Annotated in this window: 11 protein-coding genes; 4 read left to right on the top strand and 7 right to left on the bottom strand. The window is 72.7% G+C overall.

What is annotated here, in order from left to right:
• Positions 1-21: 21 nt before the first annotated feature.
• From Aco03nite_RS14975 to Aco03nite_RS14965, 3 genes are all read right to left on the bottom strand, one after another.
• Complete coding sequence (locus tag Aco03nite_RS14975) at positions 22-1,716, bottom strand: methylmalonyl-CoA mutase subunit beta (protein WP_203795698.1); 1,695 nt, start codon at positions 1,714-1,716, stop codon at positions 22-24.
• A 140-nt stretch (positions 1,717-1,856) separates the two neighbouring features.
• Complete coding sequence (locus Aco03nite_RS14970) at positions 1,857-2,819, bottom strand: LacI family DNA-binding transcriptional regulator (RefSeq protein ID WP_203795697.1); 963 nt, start codon at positions 2,817-2,819, stop codon at positions 1,857-1,859.
• A 29-nt stretch (positions 2,820-2,848) separates the two neighbouring features.
• The gene (locus Aco03nite_RS14965) at positions 2,849-3,982 is read right to left on the bottom strand and encodes a glutamate--cysteine ligase (RefSeq protein WP_203795696.1); all 1,134 of its coding nucleotides are present in this window, start codon (positions 3,980-3,982) and stop codon (positions 2,849-2,851) included.
• Between the two features lie 53 nt (positions 3,983-4,035).
• Here Aco03nite_RS14965 and Aco03nite_RS14960 point away from each other — a divergent pair, with 53 nt between their 5' ends.
• Entirely contained in the window at positions 4,036-5,559 is a 1,524-nt protein-coding gene (locus tag Aco03nite_RS14960) for a class I SAM-dependent methyltransferase (RefSeq protein WP_203795695.1), read from the top strand.
• A 44-nt stretch (positions 5,560-5,603) separates the two neighbouring features.
• On the opposite strand, the gene Aco03nite_RS14955 is transcribed toward Aco03nite_RS14960, so the two are convergent.
• Positions 5,604-6,620: an endonuclease/exonuclease/phosphatase family protein gene (locus tag Aco03nite_RS14955; RefSeq protein WP_239145175.1), complete on the bottom strand. Its 1,017-nt coding sequence runs from the start codon at positions 6,618-6,620 to the stop codon at positions 5,604-5,606.
• A gap of 107 nt (positions 6,621-6,727) precedes the next feature.
• Entirely contained in the window at positions 6,728-7,942 is a 1,215-nt protein-coding gene (locus Aco03nite_RS14950; RefSeq protein WP_203795694.1) for an MFS transporter, read from the bottom strand.
• A gap of 86 nt (positions 7,943-8,028) precedes the next feature.
• Here Aco03nite_RS14950 and Aco03nite_RS14945 point away from each other — a divergent pair, with 86 nt between their 5' ends.
• From Aco03nite_RS14945 to Aco03nite_RS14935, 3 genes are read left to right on the top strand one after another with little or no spacing between them, the layout of a single operon-like run.
• Positions 8,029-10,734, top strand: coding sequence for an ATP-binding protein (locus Aco03nite_RS14945; RefSeq protein ID WP_239145174.1), 2,706 nt, complete (start codon positions 8,029-8,031; stop codon positions 10,732-10,734).
• Between the two features lie 39 nt (positions 10,735-10,773).
• A complete protein-coding gene (locus Aco03nite_RS14940) occupies positions 10,774-11,568 on the top strand; it encodes an alpha/beta hydrolase (protein WP_203795693.1) in 795 nt (264 codons plus the stop codon).
• A 2-nt stretch (positions 11,569-11,570) separates the two neighbouring features.
• Positions 11,571-12,359, top strand: coding sequence for an oxidoreductase (locus Aco03nite_RS14935; protein ID WP_203795692.1), 789 nt, complete (start codon positions 11,571-11,573; stop codon positions 12,357-12,359).
• A gap of 26 nt (positions 12,360-12,385) precedes the next feature.
• Here the strand turns inward: Aco03nite_RS14935 and Aco03nite_RS14930 are convergent, their stop codons facing one another.
• Positions 12,386-13,153: a DedA family protein gene (locus tag Aco03nite_RS14930; RefSeq protein WP_203795691.1), complete on the bottom strand. Its 768-nt coding sequence runs from the start codon at positions 13,151-13,153 to the stop codon at positions 12,386-12,388.
• Between the two features lie 96 nt (positions 13,154-13,249).
• Entirely contained in the window at positions 13,250-14,830 is a 1,581-nt protein-coding gene (locus Aco03nite_RS14925) for a sensor histidine kinase (protein WP_203795690.1), read from the bottom strand.
• Positions 14,831-14,923: the final 93 nt, after the last annotated feature.

The following is a 14,923-nucleotide window of genomic DNA, read 5'->3' as shown; positions in this document are numbered from 1 at the left end:
CCACGGTGGAGAAGTCGGGGATCACAGTGGCACTCCCAGGTCGGCCAGCACGGTGGTCAGGACGGCGACGGCGTTCCCGCCCACCCGGACGTCACCGCGCCCGGCGATCAGGACCCGGGTCGCGTTCAACTCGGCGGTCACGGCATCCAGCTGCTCGGCGTAGTCCCGCTCCGCACCGCACACACAGACCACGCCGAGCGGGCCGTCGCCGCGTTCGGTGGTGACGGCGATGCCACCGGCGGCGAACAGGTTGGTGGCGAACGTGACCCGGGGGCCGTACGCGGCGGGTGATCCGATCGGGATCAGCAGAACCGTGGGCGCATGGCCCTCGCTGCGGTCGCGCAGGCGCTCGAAGTCCTCCGCGTAGTGGTGCCGCGGCAGCGCGCCCTTGGCCTCGGCCGGAGCGGCCGCGCGGACCAGGGGTTTCTCGGCCAGGTCCGGGAACTCGCTGACCCCGGTGATCGGGTCGCGGCGGTGCGCCAGATTCTCCCGCCGTTGCGCCCAGGTAGCGGCCAGCCGGCCGGCGATCAGGCCGCTGTCCAGGGCGGCGGCGAACCCACCGGCCCGTTCGATGGTGGTGAACCAGTCCCACCCGGCGTGGGCCAGCTCGTCGGTGTAGCGCTCGACGTACCACGAGCCGCCGGCCGGGTCGGCCACCCGCGCCACGTGCGACTCCTCCAGCAGCAGGATCTGGGTGTTGCGGGCCAGCCGCCGGGCGAACGCGTCGGACCGGCCGATCCGGTGGTCGAACGGCAGCACCGTCACGGCGTCCGCCCCGCCCACCCCGGCGGCGAACGCGGCGACCGTGGTGCGCAGCAGGTTCACCCACGGATCCCGGGCGGTCATCATCGCCGCCGAGGTCACCGCGTGCTGGCGCTGCCCACCGGCCTCCGGCGCCCCGCACATCTCGGCGACCCGCGCCCACATCCGGCGGGCCGCGCGCAGCTTGGCGATCGTGGCGAACTGGTCGGCGGTCGCCGCGAACCGGAACTCCAGCTGGCCCAGCGCCTGCTCGACGGTCAGCCCGGCATCGGTCAGCGCCCGCAGGTAGCCGACCCCGGCCGCGACCGCGCAGCCCAGCTCCTCAGCCTCGGATCCACCCGCGTCGTGGTGGATCGTGGCGTCGACGGTGATCGCCCGCAGCCCCGGCGCCTCCGCCACGCACCTGGCGGCCAGCGCCACGGTGTCATCGAGGGCCCGCCCCCGGGCCACCGGGTCCGCCCCGAACCCGCCGGTGGCCTTCGCCGGGTCGACGCCCCGGGCCGCGAGCAGGTCGAACCAGGCCGCTCCGGTCTCCGCGACGGCGTCACCGGCGTCCAGGACCACACCCGCCAGATCCAGGAGCACGCCGTCGAGAGCGCTCGGCTCCCAGTCGGTCAGCCAGATCGAGGTGACGCCGTTCTCCAGGTCCGCCAGGATCGCCCCGGGATCCGGCGCGGTGTGCCGCTGCCTGATGTCCCAGCCGGCGGTCAGTCCGGTCGCGTCCCGGGTTCCGCGGACGAACGGGAACCGGCCCGGCAGCCCGGCCGGCGGCAGGTCGGCGCTGGACGCCGTCTGCAGCGCCGGGATCCGCAGCCCGTCGTACGTCAGCGCGGCGAGCAGTTCCTCGACCTGGTCAGGGCCGACATCGTCGCCGGCCGTGCCTGATCGGCGGAGCGCGGCGAGCGCCAGCCGCTTCCACTCCGCATCCGGTTGAAGATCCTCCGACACCGTCACGACACCCAATATGCGTGCTGAGATCAGCCAGGCCAACCCCTGAGACCACTAGTCTATCCGCGGCGGAGGGCGATAAACCCCACTCCCCGATCACCATGACCGTCGATCCCTGACCGACGTCCCGCTCGTATAATCGCGCGTCAACTCGATCCGCGGACGGTCAGCGTGGTCGGCAGGCGGCCCGGCTCCGGCAGGGCCGGATCGAGCAGGCGCCGGATCGCGGACTCGGCCTCCTCCTCCACCGGCATGTACACCGACGTCAGGTCCGCCGCCTCGGCCAGCGAACTGCCGTCGAAACCGACCACCGCCACGTCCCGCGCCACCCGGCGGCCGGTCTCCCGCAGCGCCCGCAGCACCCCCATCGCGGTGACGTCGCAGGCGGCGAAAACGGCATCCAGATCCGGTTCCCGGGCCAGCAGCTCCCGGGCCGCCTCGTACGCCCGCGATCGGGTGAAGTCACCGTCGGCCACCGCGACCGGCCTGGCGGCGCCGGCCATCACCCGCAGGAATCCGGCCCGCCGCTCGTCGGCACACGGCGTGGGCGGGCCGAACACCGCCCCGACCCGCTCGCGCCTGCCGCTGACCAGGTGCACCGCGGCCTGAGAGCCGCCGCCGTCGTTGTCCGGCGCGACGAACGCGACCCCGGCGCCGGACCGCCCGAGCGAGACCACCCGGCCCCGGCGCGCGTAGGCGGTCGCCGCCGCGGCCGGCACGTTGATCAGCAGCCGCCCGAACGGCGGATCCGGATCCTCGGCCGGCGGCGCCGCGACCAGCCGGACCGTCAGGCCGATGTCCCGCCCGGCCAGCGCCCGGGACGCCCCGGCGAGCACCCGCCCGTAGAACGGCTTGCCGCTCATCGCCTCCGGATCCGCATCGACGATCAGCACCTCGACGGTGTCCCGCCGCTGCCGGCCGCCCTGCCCGGTGGCCAGCGCCTGCGCCACCGGGTGCGGCTCGAACCCGAGGTCAGCGGCGACCGCGACGACCCGCCGCCGGACCGCGTCGGACACCCCGTAGGCGCCGTTCATCGCCCGCGAGGCGGCGGCCTTGGACACCCCGGCGACCCGGGCGACGTCGGCGAGAGTGGGGCGCTGATCCATCATCGTCCGACGATATCCCGCGGCGGTGCTGGTCAGCTGAACTCGTCCTCGTGCAGTTCGCGGACCAGGGAGGACACCACCGCCTTCAGGCTGCCGTCGTTGGCCTCGGCGGTGCGCAGCTGACGCTGGTAGCTGGCACCGTGGGTGACGATGTCGCGCAGCGACTCCAGCTCGGCGGTGCAGTCCAGGTCCGCCGCGATCGGGGCCAGGCGCCGCAGCAGGTCGTCGAGGTCCTTGGTGACCAGCTGTTCGTCGCCGGCCGCGTTCTGGATGATGATCGCGTCCATCCCGTACCGGGCGGCCCGCCACTTGTTCTCCCGGACGAACCAGGGCTGGAGCCGGGGCACCTCGCGGCCCGCGTCGAGTTCCCGGGAGAGGAGTTCGACCAGACACTGGGTCAGCGCGGCGAGCGACGCGATCTCCCGGGTGGTGGGGATGCCGTCGAAGGTGCGCACCTCGATCGTGCCCCAGGACGGGGACGGCCGGATGTCCCAGCGCAGCTCGTTCAGCTCCTCGATCACGCCGGTGTGCTTCAGGTCGGCGACCATCGCCTCGAACTCGGCCCAGTCCCGGAACTGCGGCGGCAGCCCGGCCGTCGGGAGCTGCTGGAACATCAGGGCCCGGTTGGAGGCGTACCCGGTGGTCTCGCCCGCCCAGAACGGGCTGGACGCGCTGAGGGCCTGGAAGTGCGGCAGGTAGGTGAGCAGCCCGTCGATGATCGGCAACACCTTGCGGCGGTCCTCGACACCGACGTGGACGTGCACGCCCCAGATCATCATCTGCCGGCCCCACCATCGGGTACGGTCGATCAGGGTGTCGTAGCGTGGTTTGCCCGGGGTCACCTGCTGCCGGAACCACTGGCTGAACGGGTGGGTGCCGGAGGAGATCAGGTCGACACCGCGTGGTTCGGCGACGGCGGCGACCCGTTCGGCGAGGCGGGTCAGGTCGGTGACGGCGTCGCGGACCCGGCGGTGCGGTGCGCTGACGATCTCGACGGTGTTGGTGAGCAGTTCCCCGGTCACATGCGGGTAACCGTCGGCCGGCCCGAGCCGGGCGAGCAGTTCCGGTGCGGCCGCGGTGAGTTCGCCGCTGCGCCGGTCCACGCAGGCGACCTCCCACTCGATCCCCAAGCCCGATCTGCTCGATGGGGCGAAGTCGATACCCATGGTGATGATTCTAAGAAGAGTGCCCGGCAGTTGGTCAGTATGATCATGGCGGGGTGAGGATCATCGAACGTTACGTGCTGTTTCCCGGGCGCCACCATCTGCTGACCCGCTTCCAGGCGGAGTACCTGCACCGGCTCGCCGCCGCGACCGAGGCCACCATCGTCTGGGCGGTCACGTCGGCCAACCACGACAACACCAGGCGTAATCCGGTGCCGTACCACCGCCGGGAAGCCGCCATCGAACGGTTCAGCCTGGTCAGCGGGCTGCGGTCGCTTGTCGTGCCGGTCTTCGACACCGCGCCCACCGACGCGTTCGCCGAGGTCACGCTGAAGAGCATCGCGGTGGCCACCGGCATCGAGCTGACCCCGGCCGACACCGTGGTGGCGTGTTCGACGCCCGAGGTGGCGAAACTGTACGAGCTGCTCGGCTTCCCGATCGCCCTGGCCGAGGCCGAGCCGCTGCTGCCGGTGACGCCGGAGCGGCCGTTCGACGTGCTGCTGCGGCTGGCCGCCGGTGACGAGTCGTGGCGTGAGCTGGCGCATCCGGCGACGATCGACGTCTACCAGCGGTACCGGCTGGTCGACCAGGTCCGCACGGTGGTCAACGATCCGCTGGTCGGTGACGAGGGCGGGCTGACCGCGACCCGCGACTACCGGACGTACGTGGAGGCCTTCGCCGACGCCGCCGAGCGTAAGTGGACAGCGGTCCGCCGGCACGTCCGCCCGGGCCGGATCGTCGACATCGGCTGCGGCGCCGGCTCGCTGCTGGAGCTGGCCGACCGCGAGCCGGGCCTGCACGAGAGCGACCTGATCGGCGTCGAGGTGGCCCGGCACCTTTACCAGGAGTGCCTGCACAAGAAGGCGCAGGGCGTGTTCCACAACGCCAACGTGTACTTCTACCAGCGCAACGTCCTCGGCGGCGCGATCTTCGCGGACCGTTCGGTGGACACCACCCTGACGTTCGCCCTGACCCACGAGATCTGGTCGTACGGCAGTCGCCGGGAGTCGTTGCTCCAGTTCGCCCGCCGGATCTTCGACCACACCGCGCCCGGCGGCGTCTGGATCAACAGCGACGTGTGCGGCCCGGACGACCGCGGCCGGCAGGTGCTGATATGGCTGGCCGACGACGACGGCGACAATCCGGCCCAGCCCCGGCACGACCTCGCGGACCTCGATGCAGAGGCGGTTCGCGAGTACGTGAGTGGCCTCTCCACCCGGGCCCGGCTGGACCAGTTCGCCGTCGATTTCGCGTTCCCGTTCACGTTCGAGGCCCCGGAGCAGGGGATGGTCCGGATCGAGCTGGGCCCGGCGATGGACTTCCTGACCCGCAAGGACTACGTGGACAACTGGCTGTCCGAGACGAAGGAGCAGTTCTGCGGCCTGTCCTTCGCCGAGTGGGCCGAGCTGCTCGCCGAGGTCGGTTTCGAGCTGGATCCGGCGTCCGCCCCGATCCGCAACGACTGGGTGATCGACAACCGGATCGCCCCGGTCGCCGACCTGATGGACCTCGACGGGCAGCCGCTGGACTGGCCGACCACCCATCTACTGGCAGTGGCCCGCCGCCCGCACAACAGCTGAGCTTTTTGGGCGGGGCGGGCTGCAGCCGGTCCCGCCCAAAACCCCTAAGAACCAGCCGGGAGGACCAGCGAGGCGAAGATCGCCCGGTGATCGGAGTCGGTCACGCTGTGCACCTCGACGTCGCGGACCCCGATCCGCTCGTCGACCAGCACGTGGTCGATGGTGACCAGGCCGCGGGAGCCGTTGAAGGCGGGCCAGCTCGGCACCAGGCCCTTGCCGACGGTGGACGCCGCGTCCCGGTAACCGGTGTCGATCAGGTCCCGCAGCACCCCGTGGTCCAGGGTGGCGTTGAAGTCGCCGAGCAGGATCTTCGCCGGTCCGTCGCCACCGGCGGCCGGCTGCTCGCGGATGTCGGAGCGCCAGCCGTCGTACATGTCCGGGCCGGCCGGTGCCAGGGGGTGCACCGACTCCAGGTAGACCGGCGCCGCGCCGTCCGGCTGGATGGTGGCGGTGGCCTGCTGGAATCCGCCGTCGTTGTCCCGGGTCGACCGGGTCAGCATCGGATAGCGGGAGTAGAGCCCCGATCCCCCGGCGTCGCGGGCCGCGGTCAGCTGCTGGTGCGGCAACAGGTCGCCGATCCCGGCGGCCTTCAGCGCCGACTCGCCGCGCGGGGTGAACTCCTGCACGGCGAGCACGCCCACGTCACCGTCGCGGACCAGCTGGACGATCTGGGCGGCGTCGGCCTCCCCGTACAGCGTGTTGATGGTCAGCACCCGCAGCGCGACACCCTCGGTGGGGCCCTGGTCCCGGTCCGGCAGCGCCCGCGGCAGCACGCAGACGGCCATCCCGGCCGCGACGATCCCGGCCACGATCGCGGTGGCCCAGCGCCGGGCCACCAGCGCCGCGAGGAACGGGATCAGGGTCCAGGCGGCGACGAACGGGGTGCCCGCGAACAGCATGATCAGCGCGCCGCGCTCCAGCCCGAACGCCCGCCCGAGGAACCAGAGCGCTCCGGGCACCACCAGGAGCCAGAGCACGACGGTCACCCCGGTCCGGCGTCTGGCCGGGGGTTTCGCGGACGGCGAGGGTGGCGTCGGGGCCGGCGAGTCGGTGAGCGTCACGCGGCGAAACTATCCGCCGGAGCCTGACAGGACCCTGTGACAGCGGCCGAAGTCACAGAGCGGGACGGCAGGCCCGGGCCTGGCCCACGCCGGTGTTCTCCCAAGATTCAGTGCGCGTCGGCGGCGCGCAGCCGCCGGATCGGGGCCACCGCCAGCAGGGCGATGGCACAGCCGAGGCTCATCACCGTCGCCAGCAGCAACAGCGGCCGGACGCCGAGCAGGTGGGTGGCCGGGCCGGAGACGACCTGGCCGAGCGGGACGGCCAGGATGGACCCGGCGATCTCGTACGCGGAGACCCGGTTGAGCCGGTCGGCCGGGATCCGGGTCTGGATCGTGGTGGCCCACTGCACGCCCCAGAACGCCCAGCCCAGTCCGCTGATCGCGTAACCGAGCAGCAGCAGCGGGACGGCCGGGGTGAGCGCGGCGGCCAGCGGCATCAGCGGGAACAGGAACATCGCGATGCCCCCGGCCAGCAGCGGGCGGGTGGCCCGGATCCGGATGGCGGCCAGCGCGCCGAGCACCGAGCCCGCCCCGAACGCCGCCTCGGCGTACCCGAACGCGGCCTTGCCGTGCTCCCCGATGATCGACACCGCGCCGACCGGGGTGATCGGTCCCCAGACGAAGACGCCGAGCACCCACCAGATCAGGATCACCGCCCACAGCCAGGACCGGGACCGGAAGTCGTCCCAGCCGAACCGCAGGTTCGCCAGCATCGACCCGGACCGGTCCACGGTGAACGCGGGCAGGCGCAGCGCGGCCAGGCAGATCCCGCTGATCACGAAGGTGGCCGCGTCGACGGTGAACGCCACCGCCGGCGAGGTGGTGGCGACCAGGACACCGCCGATCGCCGGTCCGGCCATGGTGGCCAGGCCCTGGCTGACCCGGACCACCCCGTTGGCCTTCTGCACGTCGGTGGAGACCTGCGGCACCAGGCTGTTCAGGCCGGGCTGGAACATGGCCGTCGCGACCCCGCCGGCCAGCGAGGTGCCGATCAGGAACCACAGCGGGGTGTGACCCGTCCAGATCCAGGCGGCCACGGCCAGCTGGACCACCGCGCGGACCACGTCCGCCCCGATCATCTGGGGCCGGGGGTGGAAGCGGTCCGCGAACACCCCGCCGAACACGACGAACAGCGCGAACGCCCCCATCCAGGCGCCCAGGGCGTAGCCGATGCCGCTCACGCCGTAGCCGAGGGCGAGCATCGTGACCGCCAGGGCGACCGGGACCATCGTGTCGCCCAGCACCGACATGATGCGGGCGGTGAAGTAGAGGGTGAAGTTGCGGTTCCACAGGCGCACGGGCGGGGCGTCGGTCACAGCCATCAGTAAAGTTCCTTTGCTATTGGAGGGCCGCTCGACACCATAGACGCGAATCCATCGATCCACCGGCGATTTGCCATGATGTCCCGGTGCTACTGATCGGTCGGGAGAACGAGATCCAGCTCCTCGGTGGGCTCGTCGCCCGGACCGGCGACGGCGGCGGCGCCACCGTGGTCTGCGGTGAGGCCGGGATCGGCAAGTCCGCCCTGCTCACCGAGGCCGGGCGGCTGGCCGGGGGCCGGGGCATGCGGGTGCTGGCCACCGGTGGGGTGCAGAGCGAGGCCCAGCTCGCGTTCGCCGGGCTCTACCGGCTGTTGCGACCGGTCATCGACCACGCCGACCGGCTACCCCGGCCGCAGCAGGACGCCGTGCACACCGCGTTCGGCCTCTCCCCCACTGGAACGCCCGCCGAATCGCCCGCCGGATCCACCGAACCCGAACTGTTCCTGGTCGCCCTCGCCACGCTGGGGCTGCTGGCCGAGGCCGCCGCGCACCGGCCGCTACTCGTCCTGGTCGAGGACGCCCAGTGGCTGGACCGGGCCAGCGCGGACGTCCTGGTCTTCGTCGCCCGGCGGCTGGAGTTCGAGCCGGTGCTGCTGCTGGCGGCGCTGCGCGACGGGTTCCCCGGGCCGTTCACCGGCAGCGGCCTGCCCGAGCTGGCCCTGACCCGGCTGGACCGGTCCGCGGCCGAGCGGGTCGTCGACGACCGCAGCCCGGGCCTGCCGCCGGAGACCCGCGAACGGGTGCTGCGCGAGGCCGCCGGCAACCCGCTCGCCCTGGTGGAACTACCCGCCGGTCTCGGCGCCGGCACCAGCGCCGACCCGGCGGCGGGCCTGCCGCTGACCGCCCGGCTCGAGCGTGCGTTCGCCGACCGGATGACCGCGCTGCCCCCGGCGACCCGGGACATGCTGCTGGTGGCGGCCCTCAACGACAGCGAGTCGCTGGCCGAGACGATGACCGCCGCGGGCCTGATGACCGGGCAGGACCGGACCGCCGACGACCTGGAGCCGGCCGTCACGGCACGGCTCGTCGAGGTCGACGGCGAGCAGGTTCGGTTTCTGCATCCGCTGATGCGGTCGGCGGTGCACGGGCGGGCCGGGGTCGGGTTGCGTAGGCGTACCCACGCGGCTCTGGCCCTGGTGGTGGAATTCGAGGATCGGCGGGTCTGGCATCGGGCTGCGGCCACCGACCGGCCGGACGAAGCGGTCGCCACCGAACTCGAGGTGGCGGCGGGGCGGGCGCAACGGCGGGGTGGGGTGGCCGCCGCGGCCGCCGCGATGGAACGGGCGGCGCGGCTGAGTGCGGATCCGGACCGGCGGGGTGAGCGGCTGCTGCGGGCCGCCGAGCTCGCGTTCGAGCTGGGGCAGAGCGAGACCGTCACCCGGCTGCTGGCCGAAACTGATCGGGCCGGGCTGTTGTCCGAGCGGCAGCAGTGGCGGATCGCGTGGATCCGGGACAGTTTCGACGACGGTGTGCTGGGGCGGACCCGGGCGGCCTGGTCGCTGGCCCGGATCGCCGAGCGGGCCGCCGCCGACGACCCGCATCTGGCGCTGAACCTGCTGTACGGCGCGGCCCTGCGCTGCTGGTGGACCGAACCGGGTGTGGAGGCCCGGCAGAGTGTGGTCGCCGCCGCCGAACGGGTGCCGGTGGACGGCGACGATCCCCGGCTGCTGATGGTGCTGGCTTTCGCCTCGCCGATCGAGCACGGCCGGATCGTGCTGGACGCGTTGCGCCGGCAGTCGTCGCACAGTGGCCGGGCGGCCCGGATGCTGGGTAACGCCGCCCATGCGGTCGGCGCGTTCGACCTGGCCGCCGGGTTCTTCGCCGGTTCGCTGGCCGGGCTGCGCGCGCAGGGGCGGCTGGCGCTGCTGGCCCGGGCGCTGACGTTGCACGCGCGCAGTTGTGCCCAGCTGGTCGATCTGGGGGTGGCGATCCCGGCGGCCGACGAGGCGTACCGGCTGGCCCGGGACACATCGCAGCCGTTGGTCGCGGCGACCGCGCAGACCGCCCGGGCGACGCTGGCGGCGCTGCGCGGGGAGCAGGACGAGGCGTACCGGCTGGCCGCCGAGGCGGAGCGGGCGGCCCTGCCGGGGGCGGCGCACGCCGTGCTGGCCGCGGTGCAGATCGCGCGCGGTTCGGCGGCCCTGGCCGACGGCCGCAACGAGGACGCGCTGGACGAGTTGCAGCGGGTGTTCGATCCGGCGGATCCGGCGTACCACCGGGCCATCCGGTGCAACGCGGTAGGTGATCTGGCCGAGGCCGCGGTCCGCAGCGGGCGACCGGAATCGGTCAGCGGGGTGATCGCCGAGATGACGGCGGTCGGGCGGCGCACCCCGTCGCCGGCGCTGCACAGCGGGCTGCGGCACGCGCGGGCAATGCTGACCGGCGACTTCGGCGAGGCGCTGGCCGCCGGGTCGTGGCCGTTCCCGGGGGCCCGGGCCCAGCTGGGGTACGGCGAGTGGCTGCGCCGTCAGCGGCGGCCGGCCGAGTCCCGGGCTCCGCTGCGGGCGGCCCGGGACAGTTTCGACGCGATGGGGCTGACCCCGTGGGGTGACCGGGCGCGCGCCGAGTTGCGGGCCGCCGGTGAGACGAGCCGGGGCCGGGCCCCCGACGCCCGGGACCGGCTGACCCCGCAGGAGCTGCAGATCGCGCAGATGGCGGCGGAGGGCCTGACCAACCGGGAGATCGGCCAGCGCCTCTACCTGTCACACCGGACGGTCAGCACCCATCTGCACCGGATCTTCCCGAAACTGGGCGTGACGTCGCGCGCGGACCTGCGCGATACCGTCATCTGACGTACGCGGAGCGGGCCGGTCCGCGCCTACGTTTCGGGCATGACGAACCCGCACGTGCTCTTCATCCACGGCCTCTGGCTGCACGCCACCTCCTGGGCGAACTGGACGGATCTGTTCGAGGGCGCCGGCTACCGCACGTCGGCGCCGGGCTGGCCCGGTGAACCGGACACCGTCCAGGGGGCCCGCGAGAACCCGGACGGTGTAGCCGGTCACGGCATCGACGACGTGGTCGCCCACTACACGAAGATCATCGGCCAGTGGGACAGCAAGCCGATCCTGATCGGTCACTCGTTCGGCGGCATGATCGCCCAGAAGCTGCTCGGCCAGGACCTGGCGGCGGCCGCCGTCGCGATCGACGCCGCGCAGATCAAGGGGGTGCTGCCGCTGCCGTTGTCGTCGCTGCGGGTGACCTTCCCGGTGTTCAAGAACCCGGCTAACCGCAACCGCGCGGTCTCGCTGACCGCCGAGCAGTTCCGGTACGGCTTCGGCAACGCGATCACCGAGCAGGAGTCGGACGAGCTGCACGAGAAGTGGGCGGTCCCGTCGCCGGGCAAGCCGCTGTTCGAGGCCGCCGCCGCCAACTTCGACCCGCACTCGCCGGCGAAGGTGGACACCGCCAACGACCACCGCGGCCCGCTGCTGCTGATCATGGGTGGTCGGGATCACACCGTTCCGGAGGCGGTGACCCGGGCGACGCTCAAGCAGTACCGGCATTCCGAAGCGGTCACCGACATCCTGGAGTTCGAGGACCGGGCGCACTCGCTGACCGTGGACAGCGGCTGGCGCGAGGTCGCCGACAGCGTTCTGACCTGGCTGAAGCGGCAGAACCTCTGATCATGGACCTGCATCTGAACGGCCGCCGGGCCCTGGTCACCGGCGCCAGCAAGGGCATCGGCCTGGCGATCACCCGGGCGCTGGCCGCCGAGGGTGTCGCCGTCGTGGCCGGCGCCCGCACGGTGACCACCGAACTGTCCGACCTGGCCGCCCGGGCCGCCGTGCATCCGGTGCCCGTCGATCTGGCCGATCCGGACGGTCCGGGCCGGCTGGTCGAGACCGCCGTCACCACCCTCGGTGGCCTGGACATCCTGGTCAACAACGTCGGCGCGGTGCGGCCCCGGACCGGCGGTTTCCTCTCGGTCACCGACGCCGACTGGGCCGAGACCCTGACGATCAACTTCCTTGCGGCGGTACGCACGACCAGAGCCGCCGTCCCCCACCTGATCGACAGCGGTCACGCCGCGATCGTGACCGTCAACTCGGTGAACGCCCGCCTGCCCGACCCGCTGGTGATCGACTACAGCGCTGCCAAGGCCGCCCTCGGCAACTTCAGCAAGGCCCTGTCGAAGGAGCTGGCCCCGCACCGGATCCGGGTGACCACGGTGAGCCCCGGCCCGGTCTCCACCGGTCTGTGGCTGGGCCCGGACGGGGTGGCCGCCACCGTGGCGCAGGCGGCCGGCGGCAAGCCCGAGGCGGTGGCCGACCAGGTCGCCGCGGGTTCGGTGACCGGCCGCTTCACCGAGCCGGACGAGGTCGCCGACCTGGTCCTGCTGCTGGCGAGCGACCGGGCCACCAACCTCACCGGCGCCGACCTGGTGATCGACGGAGGCCTGATCACCACTCTCTGACGCGGCCGACGGCCGGGCCGGGCGGATCAGTGGTGGTGGTCGGTCACCCGGGCCGTGCCGCGGGCCGGGTGCCGCTGGGTCGGATAGTGGTTCGGGCTGCCCAGGCCGTCGAAGTCGGCGGCCTGGTGCCCGTCCACGTCGGCCTCGGCCGGGTCGACACCCTCGGCCCGGGCGCGTTTGCGGGCCAGCACCCGCCGCACCACCAGGAAGATCACGAACGAGACACCGAGCGCCAGCACGATCTTGCTGAACGGGCTGAGGTATCCCTCGACACTGTCCCAGTTGTCGGCGAGCGCCCAGCCGGCGCCGATCAGCGCCGCGTTCCAGATGCCGGAGCCGACCGTGGTGAACGCGATGAACTTGGTCAGCGACATCCGGGCGACACCGGCGGGCAGCGAGATCAGGCTGCGCACGATCGGGACACAGCGGGCGACCAGGACCAGCCAGGTGCCGTACTTCTCGAACAGGGCGTAGCCCCGCTCCACGTCGGCGCGGGTGGCGAGCACGAACCAGCGTTTCCCGGCGAGCTGGTGCAACCGGTCGTACCCGAGCAGGGCTCCCACGTAATACAACACCACCGCGCCGGCGACCGCGCCGATGGTGGCGGTGATCCAGACCAGGACCAGGTTCAGATCACCGCTGCGGGCGTGGAATCCGGCCAGCGGCAGGATCAGCTCGGAGGGAATCGGCGGGATCACCGTCTCCAGGAAGAGCAGCAGCCCGACGCCGACCTCGCCCAGCGCATCGACCAGACGAAAAACCCACTCGGTGACCCAATCGGTGATGCCGCCCATGAAAACAGTCGTCTCCCGCTTCCGGGCCGGCGGCCGTCACCGGTCCCCTTCCCGGCCGAAGATACGGGCGCTACCTGCACATCTCCTGTGAACGAGCTATCCGCTCCGGGGCAGCCGGACCACGAACGTGGTGCCGGGCCCGGCGGTGTCGGCCACCGCGATCGTGCCGTGGTGGCGTTCGATGATGGTGCGGGTGACGACCAGGCCCAGCCCGGTTCCGGGGATCTTGGCGGCCACCGCGGTCGATGCCCGGTAGAAGCGGCGGAACAGCCGGGACCGCTCCCCCGCCGGGATCCCGATGCCGGTGTCGGCCACCGTCCAGCTCACCCAGCCGGGCCGGGCGGCGTCGGCGGCCGCGGTGACGGTGATCGTGCCGCCCTCCGGGGTGTATTTGACCGCGTTGCCGATCAGGTTGTCGGCCACCTGGCGCAGCCGGTCCGGGTCACCGCAGAGCGGCAGCCGGAACGGCAGGTCGGCCCGGACGGTGAGGTCCTTCGTGCCGGCCGCGATCCGGGCGGTGGCGATGCTGTCGTGCAGCAGCCCGGCCAGGTCCAGATCGGCCGGGTGGATCTCCAGGCTGCCGGACTCCAGCCGGGCCAGGTCCAGCAGGTCGTCGGCCATCGTGCTGAGCCGTTCCGCGCTGCTGCCGATGATCCGCAGGTGGTCGTGCCGTTCGGCCGGTTCGAGGTCGTCGTCGAGCAGGGCGACGGTGCCGAGGATGACCGCGAGCGGGTTGCGCAGCTCGTGCGTGACCATGGTGAGGAACTCGTCCTTGGTGCGCGCCAGGTCGATGGCGAGCTCCTCGGCCCGGCGCCGTTCCAGGTACTGCCCGACGTGCGCGGCCAGCCCGGAGAGCAGGCTGATCAGGGTGGCGTCGGAGGGTTCGGCCCGGTCGCCGAAGACGCAGAGCGCGCCGAGCACCTGGGATCCGCTGCGGATCGGCGCCCCGACCGCGGCCCGCAGGCCGATCCGGGCGGCGGCCCGCCGGCGCGGCGACGACGGGGCGGCGGCCACGTCCGGGATCCAGTGCGCCCGGCCGTCCCGGTAGACCGCGCCGGGCAGCCCGGCGTGCGGTTCCATCTCGGCGAGCGCGAACCCGGTCAGGTCCCGGCCGGCCCGGTTGTGGCGGGCGATGCAGGTCATCATCTGCCGGTCGGCGTCGAAGAGCCACAGTTCGGAGACCGGCCATCCCATCCGTACGCCCAGCGCCCCGACCACCCGCACGGCCGCGTCGTCGCTGCTCGTGGCCTCCGCCAGCCCGCGCAGGACGGCCGCCTCGACGACGGTGAACCGGCTGCCGCGCAGGGTCGCCGACACGTCCCGGGCGAGCGCGTGCACGATCTCGCCGGTGACGGTCAGGGTGGTCTCGACGGGCAGTTCGTGGCCGTCCCGGTGCAGCGCGGTGAACTGCAGCCGCCGTTCCAGCAGGCGTCCCGGGTCGCCGCCGGCGATCCGCCGCAGCGCCTCCCGGTACATGTCCCGGTGCCGCTCCGGGATGATCAGCCGGGCGACGTCGCCACCGATCGCCTGCTCGCGGCTCCAGCCGAAGGTCGCCTCGGCGGCCGGGTTCCACTGCACGACCCGGCCCTCGACGGTGGCCGCGACGTACGCCTCGGAGATCACCGCGAGCACCGCCGCCGAGTGGTCCTTCACCGCATCAACGTAGGTGCCGGTCACCTGCGGTTTCCCACTTTCAGCAAAAGAATGCCGTGTGATGTGGTTCCCACTGGTTTGATCGCCGGTGCACCGCCGGGGTTAGGTAGGCCTAAC

Origin of the sequence: Actinoplanes couchii (assembly GCF_016862075.1) — a bacterium.
In the GTDB taxonomy this organism is placed as follows: Bacteria; Actinomycetota; Actinomycetes; order Mycobacteriales; family Micromonosporaceae; genus Actinoplanes; species Actinoplanes couchii.
This window is presented reverse-complemented; position numbering and strand designations above follow the sequence as displayed.